We start from the raw sequence: 19208 nt of genomic DNA, 5'->3' as shown, positions 1-19208 counted from the left end.
CTAGCACTGAGATCAATCTACATAAACCTGTGCAGTGGATATTTTCAGATTAGTTAAATATGCGATACACTATGCCCCATTGAAATTTTAGCGACAATTTGATTAATTCAAATCAACAGGACTTATAAATGGTAAAACTACATACAAATTATGGTGTGATCACTATCGCACTTTTTGCAGACAAAGCGCCTAAAACAGTAGAGAATTTTTTAAACTATGTGAAAGACGGCTTTTATGACAACACCATTTTCCACCGAGTAATTGACGGTTTCATGATCCAAGGCGGTGGTTTTGAACCTGGCATGGAACAAAAAGAACCAAAAGAGTCAATTCAAAATGAAGCCAACAATGGTGTTGCTAACACGACTGGCACACTTGCTATGGCTCGCACAAACGCACCTCATTCAGCTACTGCGCAATTTTTTATTAATGTGAGCGATAACAGTTTCCTAAATTTCCGCAGTGAATCTGCAGATGGTTGGGGTTACTGTGTTTTTGCTGAAGTGACTGATGGCATGGACGTTGTTAATAAAATCAAAGCGGTTAAAACGAGTCGCAATGGTATGCATGACGATGTACCAGTTGAAGATGTGATTATCCAAAAAGCTGAAATTACCGAATAAAGCCAGCATAAAGGGCTGAATACATTCAGCCCTATTAAGTACTCATGACAACACATACCTTCTTTATTTCCGATTTACATCTCAGTGCTGAGCGGCCGGATATTACCCGTTGTTTAAGCCAGTTTTTACAACATCAAGCCCCAACAGCTGATGCGCTTTATGTATTGGGTGATTTGTTCGAATATTGGTTAGGGGATGATGACCGCAGTGCTTTCAATGAGCATATTGGTAATATGTTTCGGGAGCTATCGCAAAAAGGCGTACCCATTTATTTTATTCATGGCAATCGTGACTTTTTGATCAGACAAAAATTTGCCCAACGCGCCGGTATGACGCTTCTGCCTGAGCAGACCGTAATAGATCTTTATGGTACACCAACACTAATCTGTCATGGCGATGAATTGTGTACCCAAGATATTGCTTACCAAAAATTTCGTAAAAAAGCCCGTGGATGGTGGTGGCCTAGGTTAGTGTTGTCTTTACCCTTAGCTACGCGACGTAAAATTGCTGAGAATGGTCGCAAAAAGAGTCAGCAAAATCAGCGTCAGTTAACCATGGAGATCATGGATGTCAGCGCATCTGAAGTGGTTAAGATAATGGAAAGGTTTGACGTCAAAAGAATGATCCACGGCCATACACATCGGCCCGCAATCCATGAATTAAGTGTAGATGGGCAGCCTGCCCAAAGGATAGTATTGGGTGATTGGTACGATCAAGGCAGTATGTTAAAAGTGTCGACTCAATCATTAGAGTTGATCAGTGCGCAATTTCAAGCCTAAATACAAATTACTCATTTGCTCTATTCGTTAGCCACCATTGCATAGGACTAATCCTTTCTTCCCCTAGTGTTTCCGCTACAAACAACGACATCCTTGCCAAATTACCAGCCTAATCCGACGGTAAATTATATCAACTGTAATATCAGCGACATATTTCATTCATAAATTCGCCACAGCTTTGTAAATAAAACGTCAGGTTTGTGTCATATATCTAATCTAACCTCTTTAGCGTTTGTGTTGTCTCGCAGCACCAACACTTAATAAAACGTATTAGGTGCAATTACATTGCGTCTTGCTCTGACAACTCATAGGAAAATGACATGAAACTCAACTGGATTGCTGCAGCCAGCGCACTATCGATGGCTGTCTCAACTGCGCTTTATGCTGATGCGCTACCCAACTATCAAACAGAAAGTGACTGGTACAGCGATGCTCAAGCAAAGCTCGCCGCAAAATTAGCGACCAATAATCAGTTTAAAGCCAAAAATGTAATATTGTTTGTTGGTGATGGTATGGGGGTTTCGACTCTTACTGCATCACGTATTTTAAAGGGGCAATTAGAGGGTAACCCAGGTGAAGAAGGTTTATTAAGTTTTGAATCTTTTCCTTATACCGCTCTGGTAAAAACCTATAATGTGGACGCACAAACCCCAGATTCTGCAGGTACGATGACAGCGATGATGTCTGGTTTGAAAACAGATGTTGGCGTTATTGGTGTAGACGAAGATATTGAACGCGGTAAGTGCAGCACTATGCAGGGTAATGAAGTGGTTACGGCCCTTGAATTAGCTGAAATCAAAGGGCTATCGACAGGTATTATTTCCACCGCACGTATTACACACGCCACGCCAGCGGCAACCTATGCCAAATCAGCAGATCGCAACTGGGAAGACATTTCCGACATGCCTGAAACTGAAGCCGCAGGTTGTGAAGATATCGCCTCCCAACTCGTCAATTTCGAAACCAATTTAGAAGCCCGCTACACTGGTGTAGATGTAAATGGATTAGAAGTAGTCATGGGTGGTGGACGCCGCCATTTCCTACCCAAAGATGCCGCTTTCAATAGCGCAGATGCTATCAGCGAAGTAGAAGGTGATCGCACAGATTCACGTGATCTAACCGCTGAGTGGAAAGAGCAATATCCTACCGGGAACTATGTAATGGACCAAGCTGGTTTCGACGCTATCGACGCTGAATCAGCTGAACGCATTTTTGGCTTGTTCAATGAATCTCATATGCAATATGAAGCAGACCGGGCCAATGATGTTGCAGGAGAGCCTTCTCTTACACAAATGACCGAAAAAGCCATTCAATTGTTAGATAACAATAACAAAGGCTTTTTCCTGATGGTCGAGTCAGGCCGAATAGACCATGGCCATCATGCTGGTAGTGCATATAATGCATTGACTGACTCTATTGAAATGGCTAAAGCAGTTGAGAAAGCCGTTAGTATGACAAATCAGGAAGACACCTTGATCATAGTGACAGCTGACCATGGTCACGTGTTTACGATCGCTGGCTACCCTAAACGCGGTAATCCCATACTTGGAAAAGTCGTCAATGTTGGCGGTGACTCACCTGCTCTAGCTGGTGATGACATGCCTTACACCACCCTTGGATATGCAAACGGTCTTGGTTTTCGCGACTTAGGAGCAGAAACCGATGCAGACGCATCTTATGCATCAACGGCGGTTGCGGGTCGACAAGATATAACCAATCTAGATACCACCACTTCAGGTTACCACCAAGAAGCCCTAATCCCGTTAGGCTCAGAAACACACTCCGGTGAAGATATTTCTTTGCATGCGGTAGGACCCGGTTCGCAGTTGGTCCAAGGCGTTATCGAGCAAAATGTGGTTTTCCATTTAATCAATCAAGCACTTGATCTTGTCGAAGAATAAGAAGGAAAAGACAATGAAAAGTTTAAAACGAACTAAATTAGCATTCGCGATTCCTTTAGTACTTGCACTGACTGCATGTGACGGTGATGACGGTAAAGACGGTAGTAACGGCGCAGCTGGAAACGCTGGAGTAAATAGCTTAATCAATCAAACGGCTCTTCAATTAGGCGATATGAATTGTCCGAATGGCGGTGTACAAATTGATTCAGGCTTAGATGCCAATGCCGACGGTATATTGGACACAGTAGAAGTAACACAAACAGAATATGTTTGTACAACAGGTGTGACCGAATTAGCCACATCAGAGTTACTATCTACCCTACAAAACCCATGGTTCAAAGCGGCGAGCAACGAAGTAAAGCAAGCCCAAGACACTTGGCTTGAAGCGACAGGCACAACCGCAGCAAAATCAGAACCCAATACCCAAGCTAAAGTCACTGGAATCAAAGGTAAAGCAAAAAATGTTATTCTGTTCGTAGGCGATGGCATGGGAATATCTACTGTCACAGCCGCCCGCATTCTTGAAGGCCAAATGGCTGGTAAAGATGGTGAAGAGCATCAACTTAGCTTCGACAAGTTCCCGTTTGCAGGCTTAGCGAAAACATACAATGTTGATGCGCAAACGCCAGATTCAGCTGGTACCATGACAGCCATGATGTCGGGTGTTAAAACCGATGTAGGAGTTATCGGTGTAGATCAAGATATCGAACGAGGTGAATGTGCAACAGTAACGGGTAACGAGCTAACAACGGCGCTAGAACTGGCCGAGTTAGCGGGCAAATCTACCGGGATCATTTCAACTGCGCGGATCACTCACGCCACCCCTGCCGCTACCTACGCGAAGTCTGCAGATCGCAATTGGGAAGATATCTCCGACATGCCAGCGGTTGCGATAGAAGCCGGATGTAAAGATATTGCCGACCAATTGATTAATTTCGAAAGTAATTTGGAAGCACGTTTTAGTCAGGTTGACGTAAATGGATTGGAAGTTGTTATGGGCGGCGGTCGTCGTCACTTTTTACCCAAGGATGCGATCTACAATAGTCCTGATGCCGTCAGTGGCGTTGAAGGTGATCGTACCGACAATCGTGATCTGACGGCTGAGTGGCAGGATCGGTATCCGCAAGGTAGTTATGTCTATGACAAAACCGGCTTCGATGCGATTAACCCTGAGACCACTGAACACGTATTTGGTCTTTTCAATGAATCCCATATGCAATACAACGCCGATATCGCTAACGATATCTCTGGGGAACCCACTCTTTCCGAGATGACAGAAAAAGCCATTCAAGTACTAGACAATAATGCAGATGGATTTTTCTTAATGGTAGAATCTGGCCGTATCGACCATGCACATCATGCAGGCAGTGCCTACGGTGCGTTAACTGATACGATTGCGTTCTCTGCAGCAATCGAAAAAGCAATGCAGATGACCAACGCAGAAGAAACCTTGATCATTGTAACTGCAGACCACGGCCACGTATTTACCATTGCAGGTTATCCTAAGCGTGGTAATCCAATTCTAGGCAAAGTGGTTGCTGTGGGTCAGACTGAGCCAAGTCTAGCCGCGGATGACATGCCCTATACAACCTTAGGTTATACCAATGGTTTAGGCATGCGTGACTTAGGTATGGAAACCGACGCCGATGCAACCTATAACTTGCAACACAATGCTGGCCGTCATGATCTTGTCAATATTGATACGACAGCACCAGGGTTCCATCAAGAAGCACTGGTGCCATTAGGCTCTGAAACCCACTCTGGAGAAGATGTAGGCATTTATGCCAATGGTCCAGGTGCGTTTTTAGTTAATGGTACAAACGAACAAAGCATGATTTTCCATATCATCGATTATGCTGCTGACTTAGTGTCTGCGGCAAATGAGGCAACCCAGTAATTCATTGTAAAATGGTAACTAATGGAGGTGTATTTTCACCTCCATTTTACTTTTCTGCCCCTTTAGCCTGTTCACACTTTGTTCTTAAAAATGTGTTTGTGAACTGCATTTCGAGCTGTTTTGAGGATATATAATGAAATCGATATTTACGTTTGTATTTACTATTGCCTATCTGGTTATTTCTAGCGATACCGTGGCTAATACATGTGAAGAGCAAAGTTCACCTTTGCAAGCAGACTACACTATTACCAATATGCACCAACAAAAAATAATCTCTACAACGGCATTGTCGTTGCTGCGCGCAAAAAATCGCGTCGCCCATCGATATCCCGCCAGCCAGATAACTGAAGCTTGGTATTTAACCTCGCACTCACGCATTATGCCAACCCGCTATTTTGACGCACACAACCGCGCGATCGAATATTCGCCTACTGAGAGTGTGCATGGTAAAAAAGAGACGGATTGGTCATATCGGTTTCAATTGGTCTCTGATGATCTGTTAAATAGCATGACTAAAGTAAGTCAAACAGGACAAGGATGTGATGTGGTCGAAACCTACCAGCTAAAATCAGAAAACACTCAATTGAGCATAAGCTGGAAACCGGATATTGCTTTGGTTACCAAATATGAACTAAAAAAAGGCATGCACACTGAACGCTGGCAATTGCAGCAGTTAATTCAATCCTCTGAGCCGGTAACGGCGTTATTTTCTCGCGTGGATCAATATCAAACTACTGATTTTGCTGATATTGGCGACGATCATACCGATCCATTTTTGACCAAGATGGTGACCCTAGGCTTTATTGAAAAAGGCGCATCAGGATTCTACGATGACAAGGGGAACCCGTTGCGAGCTGACCATCAGCATCATTGACTACATCATTACGACAAACCCGTTTAAACCCTTTATGTGTATGTACTCAAGCAGGTGGGATAGTAGAAAACAAAAAACCCTAGGAATACGCCCACTTATAAGTAAGCAACCTAGGGTTTGTTACAGATTACAATCTGTTTTTAGACACCTTATCTTGGCGGGAACATACCACCCATACCACCTGGTGGCATCATGCCTTTCATATTGCGCATCATTTTCTTCATTCCGCCACCTGACATCTTCTTCATCATTTTTTGCATTTGCATAAACTGCTTCAGTAGACGGTTAACGTCTTGGATTTGAGTACCAGAGCCGGCTGCAATGCGACGTTTACGCCCGCCTTTAATGATATCAGGGCGAAGTCTCTCACCTGCCGTCATAGAATTGATGATGGCTTCCATTTGATTAAACTGCTTATCGTTAGCTTTTTCTTTAATTTGAGCGGTCATATTGCCCATGCCGGGTAACTTATCCATCATCCCCATCATGCCACCCATATTACGCATTTGCTCTAGCTGCTCTTTAAAGTCCTGTAGATCGAAACCTTTACCTTTTTGAACTTTAGCCGCCAGTTTTTGCGCTTTGTCTTTATCTACTTTGCGCTCAACTTCTTCAATTAAGCTAAGCACATCCCCCATGCCCAAAATTCGCGAGGCAATTCGCTCTGGGTGGAAAGGCTCCAACGCATCAAGCTTTTCACCCATACCAATGAATTTGATTGGCTTGCCGGTAATGTGACGAACAGACAAGGCTGCCCCACCGCGGGCATCACCATCAGCTTTGGTTAGGATCACGCCTGTTAATGGCAAGGCTTCATTAAACGCTTTGGCCGTATTAGCGGCATCTTGCCCCGTCATGGCATCTACCACGAACAAGGTTTCAATAGGATTAACCGCTTGATGCAAGGCTTTGATTTCTTCCATCATTTCGCCATCAACATGCAGTCGACCGGCGGTATCCACTAATAACACATCATAAAACTGTTTCTTGGCGTGCTCTATAGCAGCATTGGCAATATCAATTGGACGCTGCAACGCGCTAGATGGGAAAAAACCGACATCAATGTCTTCAGCTAGGGTCTGCAATTGCTTAATAGCAGCAGGACGATACACATCGGCACTGACCACTAATACTTTTTTCTTCTCACGTTCTTTAAGGTATTTGGCTAACTTACCCACACTGGTAGTTTTACCTGCACCTTGCAAACCAGCCATTAAAATAACCGCAGGCGGTTGAGCCGCAAGATTCAGCTTCTCGTTAGCCTCCCCCATAACAGCTTCAAGTTCCGACTGAACAATTTTAATGAAGACTTGTCCGGGCTTAAGGCTCTTGGTCACTTCGGTACCAACGGCTCGCTCTTTAACCTGAGCAACAAAGTCTCGCACTACAGGTAGCGCGACATCGGCTTCTAACAGTGCCATCCTAACTTCACGCAAGGTGTCTTTAATATTGTCTTCGGTCAATCTGCCTTTACCGCTGATATCGCGAAGCGTTTTACCTAAACGTTCTGAGAGGTTTTCAAACATATTCAATTAATTCCTTGTTGCTAATGCGGCAATTATACCCAATGTCTCGTAATATAAGAACCTTGATAGAATGTTCAAGCTAGTTTTTTTTAAAGATACTATTTCAATTGGATCAAGATATACTCTACAGTAACTTTCAAAAGCCAATTACTACCCTTAACTAGTTGAAATAGAGATAGTAAAATTTTGTACCGGAGCGTTACGTGTTAATCGAAATTGTCTGCATTGTTTTTTACCTCTGCGCCGCAGGCTGGGTGGGCTCTCGCCTTTTTCATCACCAAGGGCCAAATCCCACCCTGATGGCAATTCCTGCATTTTTGGCCCTAACCGCTCATCTTTATTTGTTGTGGGAAGGTATTTTACAAACGCCTGGGCAGAACATGAGTATGCTCAATGTTGCGTCTTTACTAGCGTGGCTAATCACCTTTACCATGACTTTAGCATCATTTACATTCGCAACAGCGATTCTGATGCCAGTGGTCTTCAGCTTTTCTGCCATAATAGTCCTGCTAAGTGTATTAATTCCTGATATTCATATTATGCAAATTGAGCTACATCCAGGGCTACTAATTCACATTAGTTTGGCTTTGTTGGCCTATGGCTGCTTACTTATAGCCGTTTTGTACGCATTACAGTTGTCTTATATTAGCGGACGCTTAAAAGATAAACGCCCACCGTTTTTACATTCTTCTTTGCCTCCTTTGATGACGGTAGAGACAATCTTTTTCAAACTTCTGCTCACTGGAACCATTCTACTTACCTTATCACTAGCAAGTGGTTTTGTATTTTTGGACAATATGTTGGCAAAAGAGCAAGCCCACAAGACGATCCTATCGATTCTAGCGTGGTTAGTGTTTGTAGTTACGACCTTAGGTCATCAGCGCTGGGGCTGGCGAGGGAAGCGAGTAATAAGTGCAACCCTTATTGGTGCACTATTATTGACCATCGCGTATTTTGGCAGCCGCTTCGTGCGCGAAGTGCTATTAAACTAAAAGATTTATGCTATTTAACTTGAAAGATCGGCCCGTAACACATACATTTCGATCTCAGTAACTCTATAGGAACCACCTAGTTGGACGATATATCGACGGGCACGTTATTAATCATGCTCGCCATCCTTATTTTACTATCCGCATATTTTTCGAGTTCAGAAACGGGCATGATGTCGATCAATCGATATCGCCTAAAACATCTTGAAAATGAAGGACATAAAGGCGCCATCCGAGTTCAGAAATTACTCAGTCGTCCGGACCGTTTGATTGGTTTAATTCTGATTGGCAATAACCTAGTCAATATAGGTGCTTCTGCAATAGCAACAGTCATCGGCATCAGATTATTTGGTGATGTGTGGGGGTTGGCGGTAGCGACCTTTGGTCTGACATTCGTGATCTTAGTATTTGCCGAGGTAACACCTAAGACTGTAGCTGCATTGTATCCTGAGAAAGTGTCATTCCCCAGTTCTATGTTATTGCTGCCATTGTTAACCCTCTTATACCCAGCGGTTTATCTAATTAATGGCATCACTAATGGCATATTGGCCATCTTGCGTATTAAGCCGATTGATGGTGACGGCCAAAGTCTAAGCCGAGAAGAGTTGCGCACAGTCGTGCATGAAGCTGGCGCATTAATACCGCAAAAACACCAAGAAATGTTAGTGGGTATTTTAGATTTAGAAAAAGTAACTGCCGAAGATATTATGGTACCGCGCAGCGATATCGTCTCCATTGATATTAATGATGATTGGAAGGATATCCAGAAACAATTGATCAATGCACAACATACTCGTGTGCTACTATATCGCGATACCATTGATGATGCAGTCGGCTTTGTACACATGCGTGATGCACTGCGGTTATTATCAAAAGATCAATTCAGCAAAGCCAGTCTACTGCGGGCGGTGCGCGAAATTTATTTTACTCCAGAATCCACACCACTACATACTTTGATGTACCAATTTCAAGCAGCCAAAGAGCGTATCGGCCTAGTGGTCGATGAGTATGGTGACATTCAAGGATTGGTCACTTTAGAAGATATACTAGAGGAAATAATTGGTGACTTTACGACCAGTATCGCCCCTGCTCATTCTAAAGAAGTTAATATCCAACAAGACGGCAGTGTATTGGTAGATGGAAGTGCCAACTTACGAGAGTTAAATAAAGAAATGGGTTGGAACTTTCCCACGGAAGGTCCTAAGACATTAAATGGATTGATATTGGAGCATCTTGAAGATATACCTGATGCCAACATCAGTGTCAGACTTTTTGGTTATCCCATTGAAATTATTGAAATTAAAGACAATATGGTTAAGGCAGTGCGGATACTTCCAGCTTATTATAGCGTTCCACCAGATGACGACGGAAACTAGTTAATCGATTATGACCAAGGTGCGGCAGCCTGCACTCTGGTCATTGACGCTCCATGCGCTTACGCTTAATTTCTGCTTTTATATTTTCTACACGTTCATTCAGCGAGCTTAAACGATCATAAATACCCTCAAGCTCTTTGTCATGAGTCAATTCTGATTTTTCCACATGTTGTTGTAACACCTGCTGTAAATAGGCAGGTAAACTTTTGCTGGACATAGGCCTCTCCTCTCGATAGTTATATCGGAAGAAAGCCCAAAAGCTAAAGGACAAACTGAAGTGATTGAGATGAATTACTTTATGGCCCTAATAACCCCACAGTTAGCATTTCAAAAAGACAACTTAATCGGCGATAAAGCGCGTTATCACTTGTCCACTGGCATGCTCAACTGAATAATCAATGCATAAAATAGATGCAGTGGAAAATATCTCGGACAAATGTTGTCCGCAGAGTTCATCAAGAAGAAAACTTACCAGCGGCATATGGCTGACTAGCAATACCCCCTTTAAATCAGGATCTGACTGGGCTAACTGATCAAGATACACATGCAATGCAATGGGCTTGCCTGATGGAATTAACTCGGTTAGCTCTGTCGTAGATTTAACCTTAATGCTTTCATTCACTTGTTCGAAAGTTTGCAGGGCTCGCAAGAACGGGCTGACAAGCCCGACAGAAACATCAGTGTGATGATCTACGGTGAACTGCTTCAACCATTTTCCTGCTTGCATGGCCTGAAATACGCCGTAATCCGACAACGGACGAAGCTCATCGAATTTAAAATTAGTTAACGCATCGCCGTGACGCATGATGTAAATATACATTTTATGGACCAAAACACCCAAGCAAATCAAAATCCTAGCTATAGTAAAGTCGTAACTGGAGAAAAACTATAGTTTTTATTCCAGTTTTAAGTAATTTTCGCTATTTATCCTATCTATATTGCAATCCAACAAAAATCCAGCCCTTTTCGTCGGTTCAAGGTTTCAAAATGACAATATTAAGTTATGCTTGATAACACCCTATTGCCAAGGTCTTTGCCATTGCAAATAAGCAAAAATGATCACCGTAACTATTGCCCTATTACCATGGAAAATGGAACTAAGGTATTATTAGTACATGATGTAAATTGCAAAAAATCAGCAGCAGCAGCCTGTATATATGCCGGTCACTTCGACGATCCTGCTGATATTCCGGGCTTGAGCCATCTGTTAGAGCATGTATTATTTGGTGGCAGTGTTGCCTTCCCAGAGGCAAACGGGTTTGATAAGTTCCTTGCCAGCCATGGCGGTAATATCAATGCATGGACAGGCACCGAATACTCTAATTTTCATTTTGATGTTACTCCTAATCATTTTTTCGAAAGTCTTGAGCGCTTTGTTGATTTGCTATTTCAGCCACAATTCGACCTCGCCATTATTGAGCGCGAAATACAGGCTATAGATGCAGAATTCAAACTCAAGGTGAAGGATGATTTGCGCCGCCTCTATCAAGTGCATAAAGAGACGTGCAACCCTGCTCACCCCTTTAGTCAATTTTCAGTTGGCAACGCGCAAACCCTAGGAGTCATTGCGCCTAAAACATTGCAATTGGCACTTAAAACGCTGCACAAAAGCTGTTATTTGCCGTCTAATATGATGTGGTGTTTAATCAGCAATCATTCCCTTGATGAAATGAAAGTTCATCTGGCCAAACTACTACAGCCGATAAACTTTACTGGGCACAAACCACTAATTGACTTGCCACCATTATATTTACCCGATCAACTTGGCATAACCATCCATATTAAACCGATCAAACAGGCCAGACGTTTAATTCTTAGTTTTGCATTACCTGACGTACAAGCATTTTATCAAACCAAGCCATTGGAAATGATAAGTCATTTACTTGGCGACGAAGGCCAAGGTAGTTTACTTTCTTTCTATAAACAGCGTAACTGGGCCACTAACCTCAGTGCTGGCGGGGGGATTAACGGTTCAAATTTCAAAGATTTCAATGTCAATTTACAGATGACCGAATTGGGTCTGGAAAACTTAGATAAATTGCTCAACGCCCTTTTTTACTTTCTGCAGCTAATCAATCAAGGTATGTCAGAAAATTGGCGTTTAGTTGAAAAAGCCAAGCTAGGCCAATTAGCCTTTGATTATCACGAATCCAGTAAATCCATCGATGATGCCATTCATTTATCAAATCAGATGTTTCATTACCCGATAGAGGAAGTCCTATCTGGTGACTTTCTGGTGAGCAAGCTGGATGCGAATCCGGTTAAAGATTGTTTAGCCTATATGCTGCCGCACAATATGCGGATAAAACTAATTTGCCCTGAAGCAGAAACGGACCAAATCGCAAAGTGGTATGGGACGCCCTACCGCAGCAAGGCTATCCCTCCAGAATTCCTAGCAAAACTAGCTCAGCCTCAACCTGTAAGTGAATTAAAGCTGCCCCCTGAGAACCCATATATCGTGGATGTAACCGATACTGGAGTGGTAAAAAGTTGCAGTGCAATCCCGCGCAAAACCTTTGAAGCTGAAAACCTGCGTGTTTGGTTTGCACAAGACCAGCAATTCAATCAGCCTAAAGGAGACTGTTTTATCTCCTTTGACTGTCAGGCTATCGCCGAAGGCTCTGAAGTCTCTGCCTATAAAAGACTTTGGGTAGCCTTAATGGTCGAGCATTTTAATGATCAGTTTTACCAAGCTAACGTCGCCGGGCTGCACTACCACTTATATGCTCACCAAGGTGGATTTTCTTTACATACCAGTGGTTTTTCACAGAAACAATTGGACTTGTCGGTGCAAATTTTTAAGCAGATCCATGCCACAATTGATTTACAACCTATGTTTGAGCAAGTGAAAAACAAGCAGCTTAACGCACTACAAAATAGTTTAATGAACAAACCTATCAACCGATTATTTACTCGTTTGTCAGGTATCGTACAACGTTATACACATGCACCTAAAGAACTTTTGAAACACGTAGAAACAGCAACCATTGAAGATGTTAATCAGGTTAGATACAAACTCCTAGATGACTATTTTATTGAGGTGTTTTTGTTTGGTGATTGGCATGAATCCCAATCAATAGAGTATGCTCATCGCCTCAACCAGTTAAAACGTAAGTCGCTAAATGCAGCGAACATTAAACGTGAGGTGGTTGATTTAACCGGGCAGCAGAAGTACTTAAACCAAGTGTCTAGCCAACACGACGACGCGGCTGTGGTTTTGTATATCCAGACTCCTACTGCATCAACTAAGGATGTTGCTCTGACTATATTGACAGAACAATTACTCGCCTCTCCGTTTTTTAATTATATGCGTAACGAAAAGCAACTAGGCTACCTAGCGGGTAGCGGTTACCTCCCCCTCAATCAACATCCTGGTATGGCATTTTATGTGCAATCTCCAACAGTAAGCTCCAAAATACTAGTCGATGAAATTGAGTTATTTTTAAACGATAACTTTAGTACGATCAGCGAACTTGAGCCTATTTGGCAATATGTCCAAGCAAGCGTCGTTAAACAAATAAAAGATAACGACACTAGTTTGTCAGTCAAGAGCCAAAGACTGTGGATGGCCATCGGCAATCAAGACCATGACTTCAACCAACAAGAAAATCTAGCCGAACAATTGCTTAGCTTGACGTTTGAAGACATAACCCAATTTTGCAACGCCATTCAGAAAAGCCAGCAATTTGGTCGATTAATTTTGTACTGCAGTGGAAAGAACCAAGCAAAAACGCCACTTGAAGGGAGTGTGATTGAAGACTTAAGCAGCTTTAAGCAACACGCTAATTTTATAATTTAAGCCAAATAAGAACAGATTTTGAACATAATTGTAAATATTCGTTAGATTCATCGAATTTGCAGCATTCTTGCCTTGTAGATTAGGCCTATTTTCGGCATATTAATGTATTAGGTTTTTGTGTGATAAAAGTGGCAAATGTTCTTAAAGAATAATAATAATAATAATAGCGAGACGTCACTCTTGGGTGCGAAGTGCAATTGAAATCAATAAATAGGTTACTTCTTGTAACTGCTTTGATTGTTCAAACAGCGCTATTATCCCTATCAGCGAAGGCCAATATCGCTGACATACAACTGCGCAATTTTTCTGTAGAGCAAGGGCTTTCTCAAAGCTCTGTAACTGACATTATAGAAGATAAAAACGGTTACATTTGGGTCGCCACTATGGAAGGCCTGAACCGATTTGATGGTACTAACTTTAAGCTATACACTCCCAAATTACCCAATGGTAACAATTTACCCATAGAATATATTCGCAAGCTCTACATCGACTCAAATGACGTGCTGTGGATATCTGCAGTTGGTGGAGTAGCTAGATACCTTCCTGAAAGTGATGAGTTCAAAGTTTATAGTCCTGAAAACAGTCAATTAAAATCCCGCAAAAATTGGGCTATCGCCGAAATTAAGCCTGGCAGATTAATTGTTTCCGGGGAAAAGAAATTATACGAATATAACCCCCAAACTGATGATTTTGCGGCAATAACCTTTAGCAATGATATCCAACTCGACGACACGGTAAGAACCATGTTTGTGGAAAAAGATAAGATTTGGCTAGGTACTGAAAATTCGGGCCCCTATGCAATCGACATTGATAGCAATGCCTTGTACCCGCTGTTTAAGGAAAACCCTTGGGGTTTGTTTCTAGAAAACCCACTTTATGACCTTAAAGTAATCGATGACCAATATTGGTTAGCCACCACAGCTGGCGTTGTTGTGCTGTCATCAGATTATAAAACAGTGATGACACTTACCTCAACCAGAGACGACAAACTTAAGATCATCAATAATTATGTGCGCTCCATCATTGAAGAGAAAAGCGGCAAAGTCTGGCTGTCCACCGCTGATGGCATCAGTATTTATGACAAAGCCGAACAGGCGGTCTCTTCGATTGATGAAGAGTATGGGATTTTTGTTGGCTTGACGAATTACTTCATCATTACCGCTTACCAAGATAGCAAAGGCTCAATATGGTTTGGTACTCATACTTCGGGGATGTTTAAATACCACCCACAGTTTTCGAGTATCAAGCACTTTCAAACCATTAATGGTAAGGGCTTCTCCTCAACCGACAACAGTGTTTGGGCATTCGCCGACTACACCGGGAACAGCGTATGGGTAACCACCCTGACTGGTGGATTAAGCCTGTATAGTGAAAATGGCACCTTTAAACGTTACTTAAATAATGCCAACCTGATGATTTGGGATATCGCTATAGATGCAAAAATGCGTCTGTGGTTGGCAACCGATAAAGGCGTCAAGGTTTATAGCTATACCAACGAGAAGCTGAGCCTGCTGAAAACATATTTTGATGGTATGCCTATCGTAGAGTTGACTAAGGTCCACGACAATTATTGGATTAAAGCTATTGATGAGAAGTTATTTTCAATAGACAGTCTTCGTCTTGATGTTCCTCCACAAGAAGTCAGCTATGCCAACTTAGAGGGCGAAACACCGCTTTTATCCGATAGCAAAGGTAATATATGGCTAAAAACAGATATTGGCTTGGTCATTCAAGATGCAAAATATAATACCTTTAAACAGTTAACCCTGCGGACTTCGATAAATGATATTGAACCTGTAGTATTTAATGTTCATGAAACAAACGACTTTTTTTGGGTCTCCACCGGCAAACACGGTCTATTTAAACTCGACAAAGATAGCTATCAAGTCTTGGAAAACTTTCATCCTAGAGGCTTTGACGTTCGAGGATTAGTGGTTAACTCTGTACTAGATACTAAAGAACAAACCACAGTTTGGCAAAGCAGTCAGTCAGAAATATGGCAAATATCTTTGTTGACTGGAAAGTTATTAAAGACGATTCCCCGCCACTTACTGGATTACAATGATCTAAATGAGGGTGCCGTGTTTATGTCCCGCACTGGCTTAGTATTCTTTGGCGGTATTAACGGCTTCCATATTTTTAATTCAGAAAAATTAATTCAAACAGAAAGCGGTTTGATCAGCGACATAGCAGACCATCAACAAAAGCTTGCGCCCCCCAAAATCACTCAGTTGAGGATCCACAATAAGCCGGTTAAAGTCGGCGAAGCGAACTCTCCTTTGAGTCAACCGTTAATTATGACCAAAAAAATATCGCTCACTTATGAGAGCATTCCCTTTACATTAGAATTTGGTCATATTAACTCTTTATTCAAAGGCCAACTGCTATATAGATATCGGTTATTGGGTTGGCGAGATACCTGGCTTGAGACAAACCTTGGTGAACAATTTGCGGCCTTTTCAATCGAAACCTATGGCGAGCACACTTTTGAAGTGCAAGGTAGAGTTGGAGATGGCCCATGGTCAGACTCAGCCCAGTTAGATATTGTAATCAGCCCGCCCTATTGGCTAGATAAGCCCGCATTAGCACTGTATGGTATTTTCACCGTCATCATCTTGTTATATATATTGCGTCAATATAAGCGTCGGTTATCAATCCAAAATGCAATAAGAGAAAGCGAAGAGCGCTTGAAGTTGACTCTTTGGAGCAGTGGCGATGAATTATGGGACTGGGATGTGTTCCGCGGCCAGGTCTACCGCGCCAACACTTGGGGCACCATTGATTTCCCGCAAGACAATATTCGAGCGAATAGTTCATACCAAGCGAATATTCATCCGAATGACATGTTACGGGTGCAAAAAGCCTTAAATGAGCACATAGCCAAAAATTCTGAACATTTCCAAGTATCCTATCGGGCTAAAACCTTTAAAGGTGAATGGATATGGATCCTAGACCGCGGAATGATTGTTAAGCGTGACAACAACAATCAACCACTGCGGATGACAGGAACCCTTAAGAATATAAGCCACCTGAAGCAGGCAGAAGAACAGCTTAAATTGTATGAGCGTTCAATTGAAACCATTTCAGACGGCGTGTTTATTGCCGATACCAACTTTCGGTTTATCTCAGTAAATCAATCTTATTGTCAATACACTGGGGAGACCCGAGAACAAGCGTTGGCAAGCTTCTTCAAGTTCAATCAATACCCTGAAGCCTTCACCGAAGAGGTTAAAAAAGCCCTTCGCCAAAAAGGTAATTGGAATGGTGAGGTAGAATCGCGACGGGTTAATGGCGATAGATATGAGATGGAGCTCAATGTAGATGCCATTCACGGTGAAGATGGCCGAACCACTCACTATGTAGGTGTATTCTCGGATATTACCTCTCGTAAGAGTACTGAAAAAGAGCTCCTTAAGCTGGCAAATACCGACCCATTGACGGAAATGCCAAATCGTTCCTTCTTCCAGGCCAGCCATAATAACTTAGTACGCAAAGATGTGGCCCATGCACTCGTTTGCTTGGACATGGATAATTTCAAAAAGATTAATGATTCCTTGGGTCATCAAACCGGTGACATCTTAATTAAACAAATCGGCAAACGCCTGCAAAAAATTGCCGGTACAAATGCAACATGTTACCGCTTAGGCGGTGACGAATTCAGTATCTTGATTGATAACGAAGATGAAATGCTGCGGATCAATCATTATGCACAGCGTATTCTCGATCAAATGGCACACCCATTTATCATAAATAAACAAGAGTTTGTATTGAGTGCAAGTGTTGGTATCGCGTTTTACCCTGAAGACGGCAATAATCCACAAGAATTACTGAAAAACGCTGATACGGCGATGTATTTCGCCAAAAACAGTGGTGGTAACAAATACCAATTCTTCAGCGGTGAAATGAATCAAAATGCAGTACGCCAGTTACAAATAGAAAACCTTATTCGCTATGGTCTTAAAGAAGATCTGTTTACGGTTCACTATCAACCTAAAGTCGATATTTCCTCAGGAAAATTGGTCAGTATGGAAGCCTTGGTCCGCTTCGAGCACCCTGAGAAAGGCATTGTCAGTCCAGCTCAATTTATTCCGCTGGCAGAAGAGACCGGACAGATTATTGAAATCGGTGAGCGAGTGTTACGTAAAGCCTGTGAAGATACTAAACGCTGGGTAGCCAAGGGCTTATTCACAGGACGAGTTGCCGTCAATATTTCGGCGCGTCAATTTGAGTTGCCGGATCTAGATGATAGAATCAACAGGATACTGCAGAAGGTAGGCCTATCGCCACTCCACTTAGAGTGTGAAATCACCGAAGGCACGCTAATGCAAAACCCAGATCAGGCGTTACAACTGATGGATCGACTGCGAGAAAAAGGCATTCACCTTGCGTTGGATGATTTCGGTACTGGCTATTCATCTTTGGCCTATTTAAAAAAATTCCCCCTTAATACACTCAAAATTGATAAAGCGTTCATTGATGATATCGCCACCAGCAGCGTTGATAGACATATGACCGCTGCAATTATCAATATCGCCCACAACCTAGGCTTGAAGGTGGTCGCTGAGGGTGTAGAGCAAGAGCGTCAATTAGAGATCCTCAAGCGCTATGAATGTGAGATGCTTCAAGGTTATCTTTACAGTAAGCCCCTAAGTGCGTCTAAGTTCGAAAAACTTCTGAATGAAAACCTCCACATCAGTCAATTACTGCACAAATCAAAGGTTTAATTTTTCTTTTTTTTGGGTTAAGATTATTACCGAAGGACCTGGTAAGTTTTTTCGCAACTATCTGATAGCTATTATTAAATAATATTGAGAAAGTTGGCACGTTCTTCGCAAATAGAACAGTGTCCGACAATATTCTGTCGGTCAAACAATAAAAATAATATTATATAAATATCAAAGAGGAACCAAACGATGTTAAAAGCTTATGCAGTAGCACTAATGTTAACCACTTCTCCAGCAAGCACAACTCTAGATGGAGCTAAGCAAGCTGAACAGAAAACAGTAACAACCCAAACTACTCAGGCACAAAGACCTGGTAACGGTATTGGATTTTAAGTGCCAAAGCATTGGATTTTAGTGCAGTACATGGATTGTTTCTAAAAAAGAGAGGTTAACCTCTCTTTTTTTTACTTTAATAAAACTAGCGATTGAGCAGAAACGTTAAGCGTTCATAAAGGTAGTAGTAAAACCTCTAGCATGTCTGAGTGTTACATGTTTCGATATAGTAAAAATCGGTAGAATAAAGGGGCCAAAAATTAGACCTGCAACAGCCCACTTCTTTGCTGGCAAAGCACTTTTAAACGATTCCACGTAATAATACAAACTACACAATACTGTGACTATTAAGGTTACAAGCACTTTACTCTCCACTCATCATAAAACACTTTAGTGTGGAAATTATAGCCAAATACCCCAATAAAACTATCTTTTTCATAGGTTACA

13 protein-coding genes are annotated in these 19208 nt (G+C 42.2%); 10 read left to right on the top strand and 3 right to left on the bottom strand.

Annotated elements, in window-relative coordinates:
- The first annotated feature begins 128 nt into the window (after nt 1–128).
- The 5 genes from ppiB (at nt 129) to QR722_RS06255 (ending at nt 6074) form a co-directional block, all read left to right on the top strand.
- Nucleotides 129–623: a peptidylprolyl isomerase B gene (gene ppiB / locus QR722_RS06275; protein ID WP_286286299.1), complete on the top strand. Its 495-nt coding sequence runs from the start codon at nt 129–131 to the stop codon at nt 621–623.
- Nucleotides 624–667: 44 nt separating this feature from the next.
- Nucleotides 668–1402, top strand: coding sequence for a UDP-2,3-diacylglucosamine diphosphatase (lpxH, locus tag QR722_RS06270; RefSeq protein WP_286286296.1), 735 nt, complete (start codon nt 668–670; stop codon nt 1400–1402).
- Between the two features lie 320 nt (nt 1403–1722).
- Nucleotides 1723–3303, top strand: coding sequence for an alkaline phosphatase (locus QR722_RS06265; protein ID WP_286286294.1), 1581 nt, complete (start codon nt 1723–1725; stop codon nt 3301–3303).
- 13 nt (nt 3304–3316) lie between these two features.
- Nucleotides 3317–5200: an alkaline phosphatase family protein gene (locus tag QR722_RS06260; RefSeq protein ID WP_286286292.1), complete on the top strand. Its 1884-nt coding sequence runs from the start codon at nt 3317–3319 to the stop codon at nt 5198–5200.
- Nucleotides 5201–5333: 133 nt separating this feature from the next.
- Nucleotides 5334–6074: a hypothetical protein gene (locus QR722_RS06255; protein WP_286286290.1), complete on the top strand. Its 741-nt coding sequence runs from the start codon at nt 5334–5336 to the stop codon at nt 6072–6074.
- A gap of 149 nt (nt 6075–6223) precedes the next feature.
- On the opposite strand, the gene ffh is transcribed toward QR722_RS06255, so the two are convergent.
- Entirely contained in the window at nt 6224–7600 is a 1377-nt protein-coding gene (gene ffh, locus QR722_RS06250; protein ID WP_286286287.1) for a signal recognition particle protein, read from the bottom strand.
- Nucleotides 7601–7803: 203 nt separating this feature from the next.
- On the opposite strand from ffh, the gene QR722_RS06245 reads away from it, so the two are divergent.
- Both QR722_RS06245 and QR722_RS06240 read left to right on the top strand, forming a co-directional pair.
- A complete protein-coding gene (locus tag QR722_RS06245; protein ID WP_286286285.1) occupies nt 7804–8592 on the top strand; it encodes a cytochrome C assembly family protein in 789 nt (262 codons plus the stop codon).
- 80 nt (nt 8593–8672) lie between these two features.
- On the top strand, nt 8673–9965 hold the full coding sequence (locus tag QR722_RS06240) for an HlyC/CorC family transporter (RefSeq protein ID WP_286286283.1): 1293 nt from the start codon (nt 8673–8675) through the stop codon (nt 9963–9965).
- Between the two features lie 40 nt (nt 9966–10005).
- On the opposite strand, the gene QR722_RS06235 is transcribed toward QR722_RS06240, so the two are convergent.
- Complete coding sequence (locus QR722_RS06235; RefSeq protein WP_286286281.1) at nt 10006–10182, bottom strand: hypothetical protein; 177 nt, start codon at nt 10180–10182, stop codon at nt 10006–10008.
- Nucleotides 10183–10305: 123 nt separating this feature from the next.
- Nucleotides 10306–10785: a phosphohistidine phosphatase SixA gene (gene sixA, locus QR722_RS06230; RefSeq protein ID WP_286286279.1), complete on the bottom strand. Its 480-nt coding sequence runs from the start codon at nt 10783–10785 to the stop codon at nt 10306–10308.
- 219 nt (nt 10786–11004) lie between these two features.
- Between sixA and QR722_RS06225 the strand changes: the two genes are divergently transcribed.
- The 3 genes from QR722_RS06225 (at nt 11005) to QR722_RS06215 (ending at nt 18821) form a co-directional block, all read left to right on the top strand.
- Nucleotides 11005–13764 (top strand): insulinase family protein, encoded by a 2760-nt coding sequence (locus QR722_RS06225; RefSeq protein ID WP_286286277.1) that lies wholly within the window; start codon nt 11005–11007, stop codon nt 13762–13764.
- A 233-nt stretch (nt 13765–13997) separates the two neighbouring features.
- A complete protein-coding gene (locus tag QR722_RS06220; RefSeq protein WP_286286274.1) occupies nt 13998–18488 on the top strand; it encodes an EAL domain-containing protein in 4491 nt (1496 codons plus the stop codon).
- A 189-nt stretch (nt 18489–18677) separates the two neighbouring features.
- Nucleotides 18678–18821 (top strand): hypothetical protein, encoded by a 144-nt coding sequence (locus QR722_RS06215; RefSeq protein ID WP_286286272.1) that lies wholly within the window; start codon nt 18678–18680, stop codon nt 18819–18821.
- Nucleotides 18822–19208: the final 387 nt, after the last annotated feature.

Origin of the sequence: Aliiglaciecola sp. LCG003, assembly GCF_030316135.1 — a bacterium.
Lineage (GTDB): Bacteria > Pseudomonadota > Gammaproteobacteria > Enterobacterales > Alteromonadaceae > Aliiglaciecola.
This window is presented reverse-complemented; position numbering and strand designations above follow the sequence as displayed.